The following is an 18,788-nucleotide window of genomic DNA, read 5'->3' as shown; positions in this document are numbered from 1 at the left end:
TTTAGTTGAGCATTTCAAATGATTATTTTCCACACAAACGGTAAACAGCTTCTGCATAGATTTCCATTGCTTTGTACATGCTGCTTAGTTCCCAACGTTCATTTGCCTGATGCATAAAATCAGGGGTATCTGGGAACATTGCACCAAATGCTACACATTGGTTCATCGTCCGCGCAAAAGTTGCACCGCCAGATACAAATGGTTCAGTCATATCACCAGTAATATCACGGTAAGTTCCTAAAAGATTTTTGATCAATTCACTGTCTAATGGAACATAAAGGGAATCTAAGAAGTCAAATTCTTCATAAGTCAAGTCATACTTTTTAGCAGTTTCTGTTAGTTTTTCTACGAGTTCATCTTTTTTGAAAGTTACTGGGATACGCATGTCGACCCCGATTTTAGTTTGTTCAGGAGTGATTTCCAGACTAGCAAAGTTCATTGTCAATTCGCCAGATTGTTCATCCACCGTTTTTCCTACCACGTTTTCACCAGTAGCATTTTCTTGAACTAATTGACCTAAGAAGTTGATTGGAGCAAAATCAAATACTTCAGAAAGAGCAATCGCTAAACGAGAGATTGCATTGACACCTTCTGCTGCGTCTTTGGCATGAATACTTTTTCCAAGAACAACAATTGATTCTCCTTGATCTTCAAAGTCAAATTCATGTTTTTTCAATGCTTCTTTGACTTCAGCTAATTTTTCACCAGCATAAGGAGCTGCATCTGGAACGACATTCAGTGCGCCACCAGCTTTAACTGAAAATTCAGATGTTCCCGGTCCAGTTAGGTAAGCTTGTAGTAATCCTTTTTCAGCATAAATCAATGGAAACTCTGCATCTGGTGCGAATCCTTGCGTAATACCTTCTTCTTTTTCGTTGTATTTATCTAAACAACGCCACAAGTTTTCTTCATCGGTTCCAAAAATAAATCGGATACGTGTATTAAATTCAACGCCTGCATCCATCAAAGCTTTGACAGCATACATTGCAGCGATGGAAGGTCCCTTGTCATCTTGTGATCCTCGTCCAATCAACCAACCATCTTTGACAGTTGGTTCAAATGGTTTAGAATCCCAATTGTTTTCATCGCCAGCTGGAACGACATCCATATGACACAAGATACCAAATAGCTCATCGCCAGATCCGACTTCTGCATAACCATAATATCCTTCTGGATCTTTAAATGTCTTAAATCCTAGATTTTCACTGATTTCTAACACTTTATCCAATGCTTCGATCACTTTTGTCCCAAAAGGATGCCCTTCACCAGTATCTGATTCGTCCAGAACTGAAGGGATTCGAATCAATTCATTTAAAGATTCCAATGCTTGTTCATGATGTTGTTTTGTTACAAATTGTTTCATGTTACTAGCCTCCTAATATAATAAAAAGGTTATGTCAAAACAACAGACACAACCTCTTTTTTCAAACAATAAATAGTTGAGCTTGGATCTTGTCCATTCACATCAAGTAGAAAACCATGTACACTCTAAGTCAACGGTTTTGTCTACTTTGTTATAACATTGCCGCTACACCTAAGATAACACAAATGGCTATAAATAGGATAGCAATCAATTTTCCTGTGAATTTCCACCAAACGGAAATATCAAAACGAGCGATCGCAACAGCCCCCATAACGATTGCTGATGTTGGTGTGATCAAGTTGACCAAACCAGATGCTGATTGATAAGCAGTGATAACTAAATCTTTACCAACGCCTGCAAATTCACCCATTGGTCCCATGATTCCCATAGTAGCTGCTGCTAGTCCAGAAGTTGATGGGATCAAGAATGACATAGGGATATAGAAGATAAACGTTAAGATCAAGAAGACACTAGATGACAATGAACTTAATCCTTGTTCACCCCAATGTAAGATCGTATCAGTAATTAAACCATTATTCATCACAACTTGGATACCACGTGCAACAGCTACCACGATCGCAACACCGATCAAATCTGAAGCTCCTGCCAAGAATTCAGAAATAAAGACTGATTCTTTCATTCCGTAAGTGATTGCCACTACAATAGCCATCACTAAGAACAACATGGTAATTTCTGGGAAATACCATTCTCCTAAAGGAAGCATGTTTTTACCTAAAACAGTTCCGACTACAGGTAACCCTGTTAACCAGTTAGTTAATGATTCAAAAATCGTAAAGTTTTTATTCAATGTTGTCCAAGGAATCAAACTTATGATCATAATACCAAAGGTAATGAAAAATAGGATATTTACATGTTTTTGTCTTTTAGTAATTGATTCTTGACGACCAATTGAATCGATATCAAAATGTTTGATGTCTTCTTCACGTTGTTTATATACAAGTGATTTCGTTGGGTCTTTTTCCACTTTAGATGCGTAACGGTAGACATAAGCAATTGAGATAGCCAATAGTACCACGAACATCAAGAAACGTAACCCGATTCCTTCACCCATTGAGATACCAACTGCTTGAGAAGCGACCCCAGTAGCAAATGGATTAACGGTTGAAGCTAAACAACCAACTTGTGACCCTACTAAAACAATAGCTACTGCAACAACTGTATCAAACCCAACAGCCATCATAACAGGAATCAATAAAGCATAGAACGGAATAGTTTCTTCCGCCATACCATAAGTTGAACCACCTAATGCAAATAAGATCATCAACACAGGGATCAACATTTTTTCTTTCCCTTTAAAGCGTTTTACAACGGAAGCAATCCCTGCATCCAAAGCACCAGTTTTATTGATAATACCTAAGAAACCACCCACAACTAAAATAAAGAATGAAATTGGAATTGCAGCCGGTGTTTCTTTCGTTAATTCCCCAGCAGGTACACCTAGCATCCCATTAATCGGTGCCATAAAGATATCCCATAGCCCCTGAGGATTTTGCTCTACTCGTTCATATGATCCAGCAATGATGTTGCCTGCATCATTGACACTATAATGTCCAGCTGGTATGAACCAAGTTAGTACAGCGATAATCGCAATAATAATAAATAAGACCGTATACGCTGAAGGCATTTGAAATTGTTTCTTCTTTGTTTGTTCCATGTTCTTCTCCCTTTCTTGTAACATTAGAATCTTATAAGAGTGATTCCATCAGTTATTTTATCAAAAAGAATACGATAACCAAAACAATAACCTATTGATTTGGCAAATTTTATTCAAAAATCCTGCTTTCACTCCTTTCTCTATAAAATTTAAGGTAAAGCTTTTTCAATACAATTGTAGCGTTTTCCACTTCCATTATAACAAAACTATTTATCATTCAAAAAGTGATTAATTTCACATTTTGAATCATAAAATACATTTTTATGCATAAACAAAAGAAATACTCAAACACCGTTTATAAAACGCTTACACAACGTGGGTTAATGAATTTTTTTTCATTAAAATTTCCGATATTTTTTTATTTCCTTGAATTCTTTTTAGAAAAAACAATGTTTATTTTCTCATCCCCTTTTTTTCTAATAGTTGGACTACTTTTTCAGAAATACTAGTACTGACAAAAACGGCTCCTTAACTTTTTATATTGTAAAAGTTAAGGAGCCTTGACTGATTTTTTTAATGATAAAATAATTAAGAAAGTGGCATCAATTCATGCTTCCCTCTAAAAATGGATAAACGAGCATGAGCTGCTGTACTATTTATTTGTTGTTCGTCACTGTATGTCTTTGTGCCAACTGGTGTTGTTTCCGACTTAACCATGGCAATAATTTTGCGTGTAAAACCAAAAAGGCAGCACTGACGATAAATCCTTTAATGATATTAAATGGGACGATTCCGATCAGGACATAATTAGCTAACGGCATCCCTAACATTTGATTAGCATTTAAACCTAAAAACATAAGGTACAATGGGGTAATCACAAAATAGTTTGCGACACTCATGAAGATCGTCATTGCGATCGTACCAGAAATCACACCTAAAAACTTATTTTTCCCTACTTGAGTCTTCTTACGGAAGAAGTAGAAAATAGGTAAGGTAAAGATAGCTGTTGCTAAAAAGCTGGCTGTATCTCCTACCAAATTATCTGGTGAAAAGCCAGTAGTGATCAAGTGTAAGATCGATCGTAAGAAAGCTGTAACCAATCCAGCAACTGGACCAAATAAAAACATACTGATCAGTACTGGGATATCACTAAAATCGATCTTTAAAAAACTAAAGGCTGGCATGATCGGAAATGCGATATATTGCAAAACCAATCCGATCGCAGCAAATAATGCCACAGCGACCATTTTTTGTACACGGGTGTTCTTCATTTGAAATCCTCCTGTTAGGACTCCTCTTCAGCGAACTTTTCGACGAACTTTTTGCAAATAAAAAAACTCTCCAATAACAGGGAGAGTTAGAGTTATTTGGCAAAAAACTACGTCAAATAAGCTCTATCTTCTTTATCCAGACTATACTGTCGGTATCGGAATTTCACCGATTCAGCTACTTAGGTAAAGTAGGTCGTGGACTATAACCACCGGTCGGGAATTTCACCCTGCCCCTGAAGACGAACCATTTATAATTTTGTTTACCTTTACATTATACATCGCTTGAGAAAAAATGCAATCATTTATTCTTATAATAAGTAAGTAATCATTTTGATTGATTCAATAAACTGCTGACTTCTTTTTTGTTCAACTCACGATAGTCGCCAGGGCGTAAGCCTTGAAGCGTCAAATCGCCGTATTTTTCTCGTTTTAATTTTTGAACAGGTAAGCCAACTGCTTGAAGCATATTTTTTACCTGATGATTTCTACCTTCATGGATAGTCAATTCAACGATACTATGATTTGTCTTAGGATCCACAGATAATATTTGGTAACGTGCTGGTGAAGTTCGTTTCCCTTCGATTTTTATCCCTTTCGTCAAGGGAGATAACATTGTTTTAGTAGCAATCCCTTTGACTTTCGCCACATATACTTTGTCTACTTCATGTTTCGGGTGGGTCAAACGTTGCGCAAAATCACCGTCATTAGTCAAGAGCAGTATACCCGAAGTATCATAATCTAATCGTCCTACTGGATAAATTCGTTCTTTCACCATTGGAAGCAAATCAGTTACGACTTTTCGCCCCTTGTCATCAGCAACAGCGGAAATCACGCCTTTTGGTTTATATAATAAATAGTACCCGTATTCTTCTTGATAAATCGGCACTTCATCTACTTCGATCAAATCACGTTTGCTAACTTTTACTCCGAGTTCTTTTACTACTTTGCCGTTGACTTTTACTCGTCCAGCCAAAATATATTCTTCCGCTTTGCGTCTGGAAGTGATCCCTGCATGCGCAATTACTTTTTGTAGTCTTTCCATTATATCTGTTCTCCTTCATCCATTTCATCAAAGAATAAGTCGAGTGAAGACTCTTCGTTTAATGAATGCTCCATTGCTTGTATATCTGGTAAGTCTTTTAATGAGTTGAGACCAAAATAATCTAAAAAATAAGGAGTCGTCCCATATAAAATAGGTCGTCCAGGTCCTTCCACGCGTCCTTTTTCTTCAATCAACTGATGAGCAGCTAGCCGTTGAATGGCACCTGAGACTTGAACCCCACGAATTTGTTCGATTTCTACTCTGGTAATCGGTTGTTTATATGCAATGATCGCCAACGTTTCGACAGCTGCTTGTGAGAGAGTATTAGACGTCCCTTGGGCATAGCGTTTCAACAATGGCGCTAACTCTTTTTTGGTTGTTAAAACGACATGTGCCTCTGTTTCCAAAATATGCAAAGCACTAGCTGGATCATTTTCATATCTTGTTTTTAATTCCGTTAATAAAGCCACTGTCTCTTCTTTCGTAATAGTTAACAGATAGCTGATTTCTTCTAACCCGATTCCTTCCTCGCCAACAATAAATAAAATGGCTTCAAGTTCACTTAATTTTGTCATCTTTGGTATCTCCTACTGCTAGATAAAGCATAATTGTTTCATAATTTCCTTCTTGTTGCGCAACGATCTGACCATTTTTCATCATTTCTAATAAAGCCATAAATGTAGTGACTACTTCTGTTTTCGAAGGCGTTTCAAAAAAAGACTCAAAAGAGCATCCCTTATGATGTTGCTTAAGACGCTCTTCAATAAAGATGATACGTTCTTCAATTGTTGTATCATCAGGAGTAATCGTTTTTTCAACTTTCTCTGAGAATTTCTTTCGCTCTAAGATTTTTTCCATCGCATGAAACAAATCAATCTTTTTGACTTGTCCCCGTTTCAATGGTTTCTCTTGTCCAATGAGATCGTCTACTGCAACTGGTTCTTTCGTATAATATAAGCTTCTCTCTTGGGCTTTTTCGGTTAACTGCTCTGCAGCATACTTATACTTTCGATATTCCAATAATTGACTGACTAATTCGTCACGCGGGTCCTCTTCCCAATACTCATCTTCAATGATTGCTTCTTGAACAGGTAACAAAGTTTTGCTTTTGATCGCCATCAACGTGGCAGCCATCACTAGATATTCTCCAGCAACAGCAAGTTCAAGAGTTTTCATCGTATGGATATAACTCATGTATTGCTCAGTGATCATTGCAATCGGGATATCATAAATATCGATCTCCATTTGCTGGATCAAATGAAGGAGTAAATCTAAGGGTCCTTCAAATATATCTAATTTGATATTGATTTCTGTCACCATATTCACTCTTTCTTCTTGTTTCGATCGACCCATTTTGCGAGATATGGACGGGTAATCTCTGTTGGTCGTATGGAAAAGTCTGGGTATTTTTCTTGAAGTTCATCAAGCATTTGAAAGCCCATCTGATCTCCCCGATAAGATGGATTCAATGAAACATCGTGAATAATCAATTCCTGATTTTCACCCCAATAAACACCAATAATCCCTTGAATATTCGTTGAACCTTCTGGTGTGAAGAAAAAAAGTTCATATCCTTCTTCTGTTTCATAGGTATTGATTTCTTTGAGTAAATTCGATTTATCCGTTAGTTTCTTATGAAAACTTAACAGTCCCATAGCAATTTTACGATTTTCTTTTCGGTAATGTGTTAACATTTTTTCACCTTCCTATGACTAAGCCCTTGGAAAATGCTGCTTATAAACATCCGTCATTCTTTTCTTTGTGATATGTGTATAAATTTGTGTTGTTGAGATATCAGCATGTCCTAATAATTCCTGTACCGTTCGAAGATCTGCACCATTTTCCAGCAAATGTGTCGCAAAACTATGCCTTAAAGTATGAGGGGTCACCTCTTTATTGATTCCTGCTTCACGCACTAATTGTTTAAGGTTTTTCCAGATACCTTGCCGTGATAACCCTGTACCATGATGATTGACAAATACATGCGTTTCAGAAGGATTCGCTACAAGGAGGGGGCGTGCTTCGTCTAGATACCGCTCCAACCATTGGATCGCATAATCACCTAGAGGTATGATCCGTTCTTTGTCCCCTTTACCAAGTGTTTGGACCAAGCCGAGCGACAAGTGAAGATCACTTAGCTTTAAACCAACGAGTTCACTGACACGCATACCTGTTGCATACATGACTTCTAGAATTGCTCGATCTCTGATCCCTAGATTTTTTGTTGTATCAGGTGTTTCGATCAATCGTTCAACCTCAGTCAAGGATAAGGTACTAGGTAACTTTTGAACCTTTTTAGGCGTATCAATGTGTTGCATCGGGTCATGATCAGTCAATCGTTCTTGACGTAAGAATTGATGAAATCTTCTCAAGCTAGTAATCATTCTGGTCACGGTTGCTGGAGCTTTCTTTTCATCATGCATCTTTTCCAGATAATTGATCACGACATAGCGATCGACATCTTGCCAGGAAGTGATTTGCTCATCTTCTAAATAGTGAAGATACTGTAACAAATCTCGTTCATAACTTTTTCTCGTATTTAATGACAAGCCACGTTCAATCGTCAAATAGTGGAGATAATCATTAATTTCTTCATTCATAATAATCCACCTCGTGCTCTTCTATCATATCAGATACCCTTCATTTTCGATAGTCTATTTTACAGCTAGGCAAAGAAAAAGCCGTCTAGCAATCAGACGGTTTTGCTTTCTTTTTCTTTAGTGTAACATTTTTGACAAATACCATGAAATGTTAAGCGATGATCTTTTACCAAAAAGTGATACCGTTGCTCCACAATTTCTTCCACTTCACACAATAAATCTTCTTCGACCTCTTCAATCGTGCCACATCGTAAACACAATAAATGATGATGGAAATGTTTTGCTCCTTCTTTTCTCAAGTCATAGCGAGCAACACCATCATTGAAGCTGACTTTATCAATGACTTTCAAATCGGTCAAAATCTCTAACGTCCGATAGACAGTAGCTAACCCAATTTCTGGACTCTTTTTTTTCACTAGAAAAAAGACTTCTTCTGCCGATAAATGTTCTTTCTCATTTTCTAAAAGTACTTGTAAAGTTGCTTCTCTTTGTGGGGTTAATTTGAACCCCGACTCGTGTAATTGTTGTTTCGTTTTTTTCATTACTGACATCGCATTCATAACCATGTATTCAACCCCGACAATTTATAATAATTATAATCAAACAAAAGGAATCTCTTTCTAAATTAAAATAATTATAAGCTAGTTAAGAAAAACATGCAAGGTATTCTCAATTAGATTTTCTAATTCGTTTCGTTACCCCTGCTTCTTGTTTGACTAGTCCTTGTTTTAATAGATTGCCGATTGCTCGTTTAAAAGCTCCCTTGCTTATACCAAAAGTTTTCATGATATCTTCCGGATCAGATTTGTCAGTAAAATGGATTTGCTCATCTGCTGATCGTTCGATGATCGTTAAAATCATTTGTGCATCATCAGAGATTGCTTCATATGCTCTTGGTTTTAATGAAAGATTCAATACTCCATCAGGTCTCACACCAATTACTCGTCCTTTGACTTGTTCACCTAAGCGCGGCTCATTATAGCGTTCTGATGGGTGGATAAATCCGATATAATAATCATCTGTTAAGACGTACGTTCCGGTCAGTTTCAAGCGGTAAGCAACACCTGTAATGTCTTTATTTTTGATTTCTTCTGTTCCACGTTTACTCAATGATTTAAAAATCTTTTCATCGGCTAAACTACCCCAAATTCGGTCTTTGCTATCGACTCTTAAAGCAACCATTAAACGATCGCCTTTTTTAGGCCAAAGTTCTGTCATCGTTGGTAGTTCATCTAATGAGACTACAAAATCTTTGTCGGGTAATCCAATATCGACGAATACTCCTAAATCTTTTCGTGAAGCAGTCACTGTACCAAAAGCATAATGACCAATTCGACTTTTAGGAATCAACGTAGTAAAACGATTTTCATGTTTTTGATTTTGATAACCAAACCCTTCGACTGCTTCACCGATACGATAGGTCCCTTCGGTTTTACTTAATCCAAAAGTTTGTCCATTTTTTTGGACAAAGTAATTTTTTTCATTTTCATCAATTACCATTCCGGTAAATATTGTTGCCAATAATTCATTCATCTTATTTCTCCTTATTTATAAAAGATTCAGCCATCTTTTCTTAGCTATCATAACATAATGTTTCCATGATTAGTAGTTGGTTTGGTCTTAGTCGTCGCAAAAAAACTCAGACATCGTGTATCTGATCCTATATGGTCATCCACTTAGTTCCATACGATCTACGATATCTGAGTAGTATTTGGTCATTGTCTATCTAGCAGATTAATGGCTGCCATTTCCGCCAAACCAGCCTGTTTTACAATTGATCGTCACAATATAAAATGGCAATGCACTTTCACCGATTCCACGCATCAAATTAGATTGGGTTGAAGTAGCATAAAGATTATAGTAACCTTCACCATTTTCGATTCTCGCTTTTTCTAGTTTATATCCACCTGCCACAATGTAGCCTCGTTGAATACAAGTAGCAATAACACTTTGTTGGACTCCTGGTGCCCAATTCCATGCTGGATTAGATGCATCAGCCACATCACTTTGTCGAGTTGACATGATGGGTTGATTGGCTGAATTAGTCTTATTGGTAGTTGAACTAGATTTTGCTTGTTGTGCAGCCAGAGCTGCAGCTTGTTTGGCTGCTTCAGCTGCTTTTTTTGCTTCTTCAGCTTTTTTTGCTTCTTCTTTTGCTTGTGCTTCTTTCTGCTCTTTCGCAGTCAAGGTTTCATCTACTTTTTTTAGTTGATCTTTTAAAGCGACAGCTAGCTCTTCATTTTTGATTTGCTCTACAGCATTTTTTGCTTCGTCATACTGCTCTCTGTTCGCACTGTCTACGACTTGATTATCATGATAGACAACGTTCACTTTATCTTTAGCCGTCTGCAATTGTTTGTATTGGTCCTCTGCTTCGGTTTGCGCTTGCTTGATCAGACGTCCAAAAGCAGTTTCATTTGTAGTCATTGGTTGAATGGCTTGATCCTCTTTTAGTTTGGGATCAGCTGCTAAATGATCATCGTCAATCACTACCGAAGTAAATAACTGGTTGACACGTTGAATATCTTTGATTTTGGTTTGGATATCCTGGAATGTTTTTTCTAATTCAGGGTATTCTTTCTCTTTTTTTACGTCATTCAGATCAGTCTTTAGTTTAGCTAAGTCTTGATTGATCATTGAAGTACGGATAAACTGGTGAGACGGATCTGTATAAAAAGCATTCAAGGCTGTTTGTAGATCTGCCACCTTTTGTTTTTGTCTTTCTTCTTGTGCAGCGATTTGTGCCTGAACATCTTGCTGATGGTCATAATAAGCCCAACCACCGACTCCGAGCAAGACGATTGCTGCTAAAGCCAGATACGGTCCTTTTTTCGATCTTTTTCGTTTCCCCTCATCAGTCTTAGCTGATGTAACTGGTTCTTTTTGTTCCGTTTCTGTCCTTTGATCGATTTCATTTGATAATTCTGTTTTTTCTATAGCTTCTGGTTTTGAAGAATCTTTCTTACGAATTTCTTCTTTTGGTTCTTCTTTTACCGATTCTTCTTTCGGTATTTCTTCTTTTGCTGTTTCTTCTTTCGGTATTTCTTCTTTTGCTGTTTCTTCTTTCGATATTTCTTCTTTTAGAACTTCTCCGTTTGATTGATTCTCTTGTGATGGAGCTGCTTTCGGAATATCTTTTTCTGAAACTTCAGGTTTCAAATTTTCGTTTAACGCTTCGACCTCATGGGTTGAGTTTTTATCGACATCTTCCGCACTCGTTTTTTCTTCGACTTCTTTTTTTCCTATCAAAAGATTTTCTGACGACGATTGGACGTGAGTCGATTTGGTAGCGGTCACTGATTCTTCAGTTTGTTCCTTAGAAGAAAGCAGTTGATTTTCTTCTGAAGTTTGGGGTGCCGTTAAGCGTTCATGATTTTTTTCTGTTGCCGTTTCGAACGTTTCTTCTTGATCAATCGCTTGATGGTCAGTTGGCTGAACAACGCTATCCTTCGTATCAACTGTTTCCTTTTCTTTCGTTTCACGTTCGTTAGTTCCTGGCACTGTACTTTCTTGTTTTGAATCAGTCTCTTTGGCATTTTTAGCTGCGAGTTCCTCTTGGATCATTCGCATCAATTCTTCTGCATGTTCTTCTGTTGTATCTTCTCTATGAGCTTTGATATAAGCAGATAAAATCGAATTTTCTTTTTCATGATCAACAAATTCTTTTAATTCAGCTACTCTTTTTTGTTGTTCTGCTTCGAGTTCATCCGTCATTTCATCGCCGTTAACTTGTTTTTTCGAATCAGTTCCTTCTTCACTTGTTGACGGATTTTTGTTTGCCTTTTTAGTGACTACATCTTCAGCATCATTAGTTTCTGCTAGATTCGTTTCTTCAGATGATTCTTCTTTAAACAAGGCCATGACCGATTCTAATGGTAACTCTGTTAATTCTGACCATTCGATTGGATCATTTAATTCCGTGTCAGGAAAATGTTCTTCTGAAGAATCTATTGGTAATTGACTGTTGTTCTTTTCTTCATTCGTGTGTTGGTCTTGCTCTTTTATTTGGTAACCACAATCAGGACAAATCAACTTTCCTTTGATTTTCTTTGATCCACACGTTGGGCATTTTTTTATCACTGAGCGATCGGCTCCTTTTGTTAGGTTTACGCTACCATTTAATCTACCATATTCTGAAAGTTTCGCCAAGAGCCTATTTTGATCAAACGGATGTCAAATAGTATAACTCGTAAAAATAAAACAAATAATTTATAAAAAGTTTCTTATAATTACGCATAGATACGCATTTATTTATGTTTTCATCATCATAATGTTAATAGCGCATCAATTATTTGTTTATTATGATCAGATTCAAGCTTTTGACTCAGCTATTGACTAAAAAAAATAGCACGGCATCATCTATTCTGATCCCGTGCTACTTTGTTTTCACTAAAGGCTACTCGCTATTTTAAAAGACAGTCATTGTCTATAAGATTCAAAATTTGAATCCTATTTTTACTCTAAGAAATCTTTCAATTGTTTTGAACGTGATGGATGGCGTAATTTACGTAACGCTTTCGCTTCGATTTGTCGAATACGTTCACGTGTTACTCCGAATACTTTCCCAACTTCTTCGAGTGTTCTGGTACGGCCATCGTCTAAACCAAAACGTAAGCGGAGAACATTCTCTTCACGGTCAGTCAATGTATCTAAAACATCTTCTAATTGTTCTTTTAGCAATTCATAAGCCGCATGTTCTGCAGGACTAGTAGCTTCTTGGTCTTCAATGAAGTCTCCTAAATGAGAATCATCTTCTTCACCAATTGGTGTTTCTAAAGAAACTGGCTCTTGCGCGATTTTCAATATTTCACGTACTTTTTCTGTAGGAAGGTCCATTTCTGCACCAATTTCTTCTGGCGTCGGTTCTCTTCCTAAATCTTGAAGTAATTGACGTTGGATACGGATCAATTTATTGATGGTTTCTACCATATGCACTGGGATACGGATCGTACGTGCTTGGTCAGCGATGGCACGAGTGATTGCTTGTCTGATCCACCATGTAGCATAAGTTGAAAATTTGAATCCTTTACGATAGTCAAATTTTTCAACAGCTTTCATCAAGCCCATATTTCCTTCTTGGATCAAATCAAGAAATTGCATGCCACGTCCAACATATCTCTTAGCAATACTTACGACCAAACGAAGGTTTGCTTCAGCTAAACGCTGTTTTGCTTCTTGATCACCTTCTTCGATTTTTAAAGCAAGAGCTACTTCTTCTTCCGCAGTTAATAGGGAAACACGACCAATCTCTTTTAAATACATACGAACTGGATCGTTGATTTTTACACCAGTAGGTGCTGACAGATCTTCTGTTTTTGCTTGTTCCGCTTTTTTCTCTGCACTCTTCAAACTATGGATCGATGGATCTCCGTTTTCATCAACAACGCTGATTCCAGCATCCTCGACTTTTTGGATCAATTTATCCATCTCATCCGCATTCAATGTGAATGGCGTTGCAAGTTTATTTGAAAGATCATCATACACGACTTGTCTTTTTGGTTTGTTTTCTTTGATAAAAGCTGCTACTGCTGCTTCATACTTTTTATTCTCTGTTACATTTGCCATAAAAGAAGGCCCCCCTTGAGTAGCTATTCGGCTTGTTTTAACTGTTTTGTTAAATTAATGATCTCAATCGTTAATTCCAATTCTAATTGCTTGTTTCCAGTTCTTCTAGCCTCTTGCTGCATTTGTTTTTTTAAAGTTATTTCATCAGCTAAACTAGACTTTCTGATTACACGCAATAAGTCTTGGATTTCTCTTGGTGTGCTTTCTTCGGCTACACGCAAATACTCGATTTCCACCACTAAACGCCTTAAATTTTCATCTTGCAAAAAGTCCAAAAACTCCGCAAGGTTGAATTCATCATGTTGTGACACAAATGCATCGAATAAAAAATATACTTCTGCATAAATGTCATGAATAAACTGAAATTGCTGTTCTTTCAAAAAATTACGGACAGATATCTCTTTGAACACTCTGTACAAGAGCATTTGTTCCGCTTTTTCTACTTGAGTCAGCGGTCTCTTTTTCGTTATTGCCGTCCGTGAAATAGCTGGTTCTGGCAATGTCGTTGGTTGGTTGGTTCGATTCGTTTGATTTTCCCTGCGAAAATCCCGTATTTGCTTTTGCAGGGTTTCACGACTAAGTTGAAATTCGGTCGCTAGTTGCGACAAATACATATCTTGTTCGATTGGCGAGACAACTTGACTAAGTTCTCTCGATACCTCTTCTAAGTACTGGATTTTATCTTTTTCATTCTCCAGGTTCTTGTCTTGCTTCAAATAACGTGACTTGAAAGTAAAGACCGTTTCACGACCATGAAAGATCAGTTCATTAAAGGAGTCATTTCCATATTTACGTAAATATTCATCGGGATCAAGTTTTTCCGGAATCACAACGATTGATAATTGCAATCGACTATTTTGTCGTAACAATTCGATCCCTCGATTCGTTGCCTCGAATCCTGCCTTATCTCCATCGTAACAAAAAACTAGTTCTTTGGTTACTCGTTCAATCTGCTGGATCTGTTGATTCGTTAAACTCGTTCCCATGGAAGCTATCCCATTTTTTACACCTGCTTGCCAAGAAGCAATGACATCCATGAAACCTTCAAATAAAAGAACTTCACCGCTTTTTCGGATATCACTACGTGCTTTATCCAAGTTGAACAACACTTGTCTTTTATTGAATAATTCTGTTTCTGGACTATTCAAATATTTGGGTTGATCTTTTTCTTGTCCTTTTTCTGGTGCAAGCCAGCGTCCAGAAAAACCAATCGTGCGCCCTTGAGGGTTTCTGATAGGAAACATGATACGTTGGTAAAACCGATCAGATATTCCTCCATCCTCATGAGAGATAAACAAACCAGAACGTTCCAACACTTCTTGATCGTATGCTTCAGTTTTAAATACTTGTTTCAAAAATGAACGTTCATTCGGTGCAAATCCGATCGCAAATTCTTCAATCAATTCTAGTGTCAAACCACGTTGTAGTAAGTAATCTAAAGCTTGCTCGCCTACTTTCGTGTGTAGCAACATATGATGATATACTTCTGCGGCTTTTTCATGCGCTAAAATCAATTTTCCTGTAATTGAATCGCTATTTTCGAAGGGAAGTGTTTGTTTGCGCCATTGATCTTCTAACTGAATTTGTTCAAAATCAGCAACTTTGACGACTGCTTCTGGGAAACTAAGTCCTTCTAGTTCTTGAAGAAAAGTAAAGACGTTTCCTCCTTTTCCGCAACCAAAGCAATGAAAAATCTGTTTATCTTCAGCCACCGAGAAAGATGGTGTTCGTTCTTCATGAAAAGGACACAAACCTAAATAATTCTTTCCAGATTTTTTTAATTGGACGTATTGACCAATCACCTCAACAATATTCGTTTGTCCACGAATCGTTTCAATGACTTCTTGAGGAATCCGTTGAGCCATGCTTTCACCCCCTGTAAATAGCTAATTGGCATCTGTCAAAGAGATACCTCAGGAGAATAACCGGTAAAAAATCGCACTAACGAAAATCAGTGCGATTTTAAAGGACACAATTATACATGTTTCATTCTATCACAATTCTAAACTTTTTCAAGTATAATACTTGTCATTCTAAGAACAAGCAATGGTTTATTTCGTTGTTGCTAATTTATTCAATAAGTAGTCACGGATATTGGTCTTTCCATAAATCAGTCTCAAAATGATATTAACGATCATAAAACCAATGAAATATGGCCAAGCAGTTCCTAACCCAAGATCAACTTCTAACAGATGATGGAAAAGCATCGCTGCTACATAAATCCCCACAACAGTAGTTACCGCTAAGAAAATTCGCAACGGATTAAATGGATAACACGCTTTGACTACTGCCATACAGCTGATTCCGATCAATAGATAATACATTAAAGTGGTCGTTTGCAACTGGGTAAATGGCAAAACTTTTCCTAAAATATAAACCACAATAATATTCAATACGACTAGCAATGCATTTGGCAATGCATTGATCAATGCTGTTGGTAAATAACGATAGGTAATCTTTCGTTTATCTTGTTCAAACGATAAGAAGAAAGAAGGATAACCTTCAATAGCTAAGTCAATCAATGTGATCTGGATTGGGATGAATGGAAACCCGATTGCAGTAATTGCGCATAAGATAGAAAGAATAAACGAATAGATCGTCTTGATAAAGAAAATACCTGAAACTTTGGTCACATTGTTCACGACACGACGCCCTTCGAATAAGACTTCTGGTAAAGTCGTAAAATCAGAATCAAGTAAAACGAGATTAGCAATTTGTCTTGTTGCACCGTCTCCTTCAGCCATGGCGATACTGCAGTCTGCTTCACGCAGTGCCAATACGTCATTGACTCCATCCCCAGTCATAGCCACAGTTCCACCACTTTGTTTTAATTCATTCACTAATGTTTTCTTTTGTTGTGGACTCACACGACCAAAGACCGTGTACTCATGAGCGGCTTCCCGGACAGCTTTTTCTTCTGTCATCGTAGAAAGATCAACATACGAATCATAATTTGGTAAGCCTGCACGGCGGGCAATATTTGAAACTGTGAACGGATTATCACCTGAAATAACCTTTAGATTCACACCTTCAGCATATAAATAAGCTAATGTTTCTTCTGCATTTTTACGTATTGGATCGTCAATCTCAAACAGCGCGATTGGTTCAACGCCTTTTGGCTCTCCTTCAGTCAAATGTTGTTCAGGAGCGACACCCAGCATCAATACACGGTAGCCATTTGCTTGAGCATCCACCAAACTTTCTGGCAGTTGTGATTTTTCAACCAAACGTTCAGGAGCTCCTACATAGATCACACCTAATTCAGGAAACTCCATCGCTCCCCATTTACGGTCAGAAGAGAAAGCTAACTTTTCAGTCACAGTATAGCGATTAGCTACTTGAAAGTAATCTCTAAGTGCCCGCATGGTAAGATTATTGTCACTGCTTTCAGCTAGATAGGTTCCCATGATTTCAGGAATCGCTTTTTCGTACTTAGGATTTAGGGCTTCGACCCGTTGGATACTCATTTTTCCTTCAGTGATCGTCCCTGTTTTATCCAAGCAAAGCGTATCTACATGAGCAAGTGTTTCAATCGAATACATATCTTGGACTAAGATTCTTTTCTTTGCTAATTTCGTTACACCAGTAGTCAGTGCAATACTAATCAAAAGGACTAAGCCTTTAGGCAACATCCCTAGTAATGCTGCTGCCGAAGCAATAACAGAAATCTTAATGGAAGCATCACGGATAAATAACGCTTCTAAAAATAAAATAATACCTAATGGAATGATAATGAAGCTAGTAAATTTTGATACTTTTCGAATAGAATCGACAAGTTCAGAATGAATCGCTTTATGGGTTTTTGCCTCACTCGTTAGGCGAACTGCATAGTTGTCTGCGCCAACACGAATCGTTTGAGCTAAAACAGAACCACTGGTTAAGAAACTACCTGAAAGCAATTCATCTCCTTCGGTTTTGACAATCAGGTCTGACTCCCCTGTCAATAGTGCCTCATTGGCTTCTGCGCGTCCTGAGATCACTCTTAAATCAGAAGGAATCTGTTCCCCTGCACCAATCTTTACGACATCTCCTAAAACTAATTCTTTCGTTGAAATCGACTGCTCTTTTCCTTCGCGGACAACTCGTACCTCTGATTGCGAAACAATCGATAACTTTCTTACTAGATTTCTAGCATGGATTTCTTGATAGATACCAATAATGATATTCACCACAATGATTGCCAGGTAAGCCATATTGGAATAGGCACCGACCAATAGTAAGCAAATCCCAATACCAAAATTTAAAAAATTGAACAGCGTTAGTATATTGTCACTAAGAATCTGCTTAGTACTTTTGGATGCATCCTCTTGGTAATCATTTTGCTGCCCAGAGGAAATTTTTTGTCTCACTTCTTCCTGAGTAAGACCCTTCATTTCTTTCGTTTCCATTTTTCGCCAACTTTCAAAAAATAATCAATATATTTAAGTCTAGCTTGTTCTATTATTAAAAACAACTTATTTTTTACAAATTTATACAAAATAAGAACACATGATTCTATGCCGCTGAGAAATCCCAGCAAAAATCATGTGCCATTCAACCTTTATTTATATTGTTCTTCTAAACGACTCATCCACCAACCTAATGCGATACCAGCAAAAAATAAAATGGGACAAAAGATGATTCCTAGTAAACTTAAATTTGTGTAATCTGTAGGAACAATCATTACCGTCGAAGCAAAAACAACTCCTAAAATAAAATGGAACAATTTACTATATGCCTTAGAAAAGATAAAATCAAATAACTTTGATAACGTCAACACGCAGACTACCGCGCCTAAACCGATCGGTAAGATCACGTCTAAGCGAGCTTCTTTGAAACCATCAGCCATCGCCTTGTATAACCCCATATAGACTAAAAAATTCGAGGGACTCAGTCCAGGAACAATCATCCCTAAGCCGATTAGACCGCCAGCGATGATCCAAGTTACTGTGTTTTGTTCAACTTGACCATCAAATAGTTGTGATCCGTAAAGTAAAAAGAAATAAGCCACGATCAATGTAACGATCATCAGGATGATATCACCTGATTGCCGCCCTTTCTTTCCAGCTTCTTTCCACAACGCTGGAACAGTACCTACAATACACCCAACAAAAAACCATAAAATCGTCGTTTCATATGTCCCTAATAAGAAACTCACCAAAAAGGAAAGCAAAAAGACTCCACTGATTCCTCCTAATCCGACAGGCAAAAAGAAAAGCACGTTTTCTTTAAAATTTCTGGTTAGATGAGCTAAAAAAGAGATCAATCGTTCGTACATTCCAAAAACAGCTGCTAAAGCGCCTCCGCTTACCCCCGGTAAAATAAAACCCGAACCGATAAACATTCCCTTTAC

15 protein-coding genes and 1 riboswitch are annotated in these 18,788 nt (G+C 37.5%); all 15 genes read right to left on the bottom strand.

The genetic code is table 11. The features are described from left to right. Nucleotides 1-22: 22 nt before the first annotated feature. The 15 genes from IGJ27_RS04665 to IGJ27_RS04595 all read right to left on the bottom strand — a co-directional run bounded on the left by IGJ27_RS04665 (nt 23) and on the right by IGJ27_RS04595 (nt 18,779). A complete protein-coding gene (locus IGJ27_RS04665; RefSeq protein WP_178306055.1) occupies nt 23-1,363 on the bottom strand; it encodes a M20 family metallopeptidase in 1,341 nt (446 codons plus the stop codon). Nucleotides 1,364-1,514: 151 nt separating this feature from the next. After that, nucleotides 1,515-3,038 carry a YfcC family protein gene (locus tag IGJ27_RS04660; protein ID WP_178306056.1) on the bottom strand — a complete coding sequence of 508 codons (1,524 nt, stop codon included), beginning with the start codon at nt 3,036-3,038 and terminating at the stop codon, nt 1,515-1,517. Between the two features lie 596 nt (nt 3,039-3,634). Further along, the gene (locus IGJ27_RS04655; protein WP_010737347.1) at nt 3,635-4,249 is read right to left on the bottom strand and encodes an ECF transporter S component; all 615 of its coding nucleotides are present in this window, start codon (nt 4,247-4,249) and stop codon (nt 3,635-3,637) included. A 121-nt stretch (nt 4,250-4,370) separates the two neighbouring features. After that, nucleotides 4,371-4,494: riboswitch (FMN riboswitch) on the bottom strand. 80 nt (nt 4,495-4,574) lie between these two features. Continuing rightward, nucleotides 4,575-5,291, bottom strand: a complete 717-nt coding sequence (locus IGJ27_RS04650; protein WP_010719578.1) for a pseudouridine synthase — start codon at nt 5,289-5,291, stop codon at nt 4,575-4,577. Beyond that, nucleotides 5,291-5,866, bottom strand: a complete 576-nt coding sequence (scpB, locus tag IGJ27_RS04645) for an SMC-Scp complex subunit ScpB (RefSeq protein WP_010719579.1) — start codon at nt 5,864-5,866, stop codon at nt 5,291-5,293. Before scpB ends, IGJ27_RS04650 begins: the two co-directional genes overlap by 1 nt. Beyond that, complete coding sequence (locus IGJ27_RS04640; RefSeq protein ID WP_306172388.1) at nt 5,850-6,617, bottom strand: segregation/condensation protein A; 768 nt, start codon at nt 6,615-6,617, stop codon at nt 5,850-5,852. The genes scpB and IGJ27_RS04640 overlap by 17 nt, the downstream gene beginning before the upstream one ends. Further along, complete coding sequence (locus IGJ27_RS04635; RefSeq protein WP_010719581.1) at nt 6,614-6,985, bottom strand: hypothetical protein; 372 nt, start codon at nt 6,983-6,985, stop codon at nt 6,614-6,616. The genes IGJ27_RS04640 and IGJ27_RS04635 overlap by 4 nt, the downstream gene beginning before the upstream one ends. Nucleotides 6,986-7,003: 18 nt before the next feature. Beyond that, nucleotides 7,004-7,891, bottom strand: a complete 888-nt coding sequence (gene xerD / locus IGJ27_RS04630; protein WP_010719582.1) for a site-specific tyrosine recombinase XerD — start codon at nt 7,889-7,891, stop codon at nt 7,004-7,006. A gap of 92 nt (nt 7,892-7,983) precedes the next feature. Next, nucleotides 7,984-8,457: a ferric iron uptake transcriptional regulator gene (gene fur / locus IGJ27_RS04625; RefSeq protein WP_010719583.1), complete on the bottom strand. Its 474-nt coding sequence runs from the start codon at nt 8,455-8,457 to the stop codon at nt 7,984-7,986. 103 nt (nt 8,458-8,560) lie between these two features. Further along, nucleotides 8,561-9,424 (bottom strand): CvfB family protein, encoded by an 864-nt coding sequence (locus tag IGJ27_RS04620; RefSeq protein WP_010719584.1) that lies wholly within the window; start codon nt 9,422-9,424, stop codon nt 8,561-8,563. A gap of 201 nt (nt 9,425-9,625) precedes the next feature. Further along, nucleotides 9,626-11,971 carry a cell division site-positioning protein MapZ family protein gene (locus tag IGJ27_RS04615; RefSeq protein ID WP_178306058.1) on the bottom strand — a complete coding sequence of 782 codons (2,346 nt, stop codon included), beginning with the start codon at nt 11,969-11,971 and terminating at the stop codon, nt 9,626-9,628. A gap of 375 nt (nt 11,972-12,346) precedes the next feature. Then, nucleotides 12,347-13,456 (bottom strand): RNA polymerase sigma factor RpoD, encoded by a 1,110-nt coding sequence (gene rpoD, locus IGJ27_RS04610; protein WP_010719586.1) that lies wholly within the window; start codon nt 13,454-13,456, stop codon nt 12,347-12,349. Nucleotides 13,457-13,479: 23 nt separating this feature from the next. Continuing rightward, nucleotides 13,480-15,321 (bottom strand): DNA primase, encoded by a 1,842-nt coding sequence (dnaG, locus tag IGJ27_RS04605; RefSeq protein WP_178306059.1) that lies wholly within the window; start codon nt 15,319-15,321, stop codon nt 13,480-13,482. A gap of 186 nt (nt 15,322-15,507) precedes the next feature. Next, a complete protein-coding gene (locus IGJ27_RS04600) occupies nt 15,508-17,829 on the bottom strand; it encodes a cation-translocating P-type ATPase (protein WP_178306415.1) in 2,322 nt (773 codons plus the stop codon). Between the two features lie 167 nt (nt 17,830-17,996). After that, the gene (locus IGJ27_RS04595) at nt 17,997-18,779 is read right to left on the bottom strand and encodes a DUF368 domain-containing protein (protein ID WP_225792594.1); all 783 of its coding nucleotides are present in this window, start codon (nt 18,777-18,779) and stop codon (nt 17,997-17,999) included. Nucleotides 18,780-18,788 lie beyond the last annotated feature (9 nt).

This window comes from Enterococcus sp. DIV1726a (assembly GCF_051710985.1).
In the GTDB taxonomy this organism is placed as follows: Bacteria; Bacillota; Bacilli; order Lactobacillales; family Enterococcaceae; genus Enterococcus_B; species Enterococcus_B hirae.
This window is presented reverse-complemented; position numbering and strand designations above follow the sequence as displayed.

Coding starts and splice junctions, on each gene's coding strand:
- IGJ27_RS04665 (WP_178306055.1), bottom strand. CDS start 1,363: ATGAAACAATTTGTAACAAAACAACATCATGAACAAGCATTGGAATCT.
- IGJ27_RS04660 (WP_178306056.1), bottom strand. CDS start 3,038: ATGGAACAAACAAAGAAGAAACAATTTCAAATGCCTTCAGCGTATACG.
- IGJ27_RS04655 (WP_010737347.1), bottom strand. CDS start 4,249: ATGAAGAACACCCGTGTACAAAAAATGGTCGCTGTGGCATTATTTGCT.
- IGJ27_RS04650 (WP_010719578.1), bottom strand. CDS start 5,291: ATGGAAAGACTACAAAAAGTAATTGCGCATGCAGGGATCACTTCCAGA.
- scpB (WP_010719579.1), bottom strand. CDS start 5,866: ATGACAAAATTAAGTGAACTTGAAGCCATTTTATTTATTGTTGGCGAG.
- IGJ27_RS04635 (WP_010719581.1), bottom strand. CDS start 6,985: ATGTTAACACATTACCGAAAAGAAAATCGTAAAATTGCTATGGGACTG.
- xerD (WP_010719582.1), bottom strand. CDS start 7,891: ATGAATGAAGAAATTAATGATTATCTCCACTATTTGACGATTGAACGT.
- fur (WP_010719583.1), bottom strand. CDS start 8,457: ATGGTTATGAATGCGATGTCAGTAATGAAAAAAACGAAACAACAATTA.
- IGJ27_RS04620 (WP_010719584.1), bottom strand. CDS start 9,424: ATGAATGAATTATTGGCAACAATATTTACCGGAATGGTAATTGATGAA.
- rpoD (WP_010719586.1), bottom strand. CDS start 13,456: ATGGCAAATGTAACAGAGAATAAAAAGTATGAAGCAGCAGTAGCAGCT.
- dnaG (WP_178306059.1), bottom strand. CDS start 15,321: ATGGCTCAACGGATTCCTCAAGAAGTCATTGAAACGATTCGTGGACAA.
- IGJ27_RS04600 (WP_178306415.1), bottom strand. CDS start 17,829: ATGAAGGGTCTTACTCAGGAAGAAGTGAGACAAAAAATTTCCTCTGGG.
- IGJ27_RS04595 (WP_225792594.1), bottom strand. CDS start 18,779: ATGTTTATCGGTTCGGGTTTTATTTTACCGGGGGTAAGCGGAGGCGCT.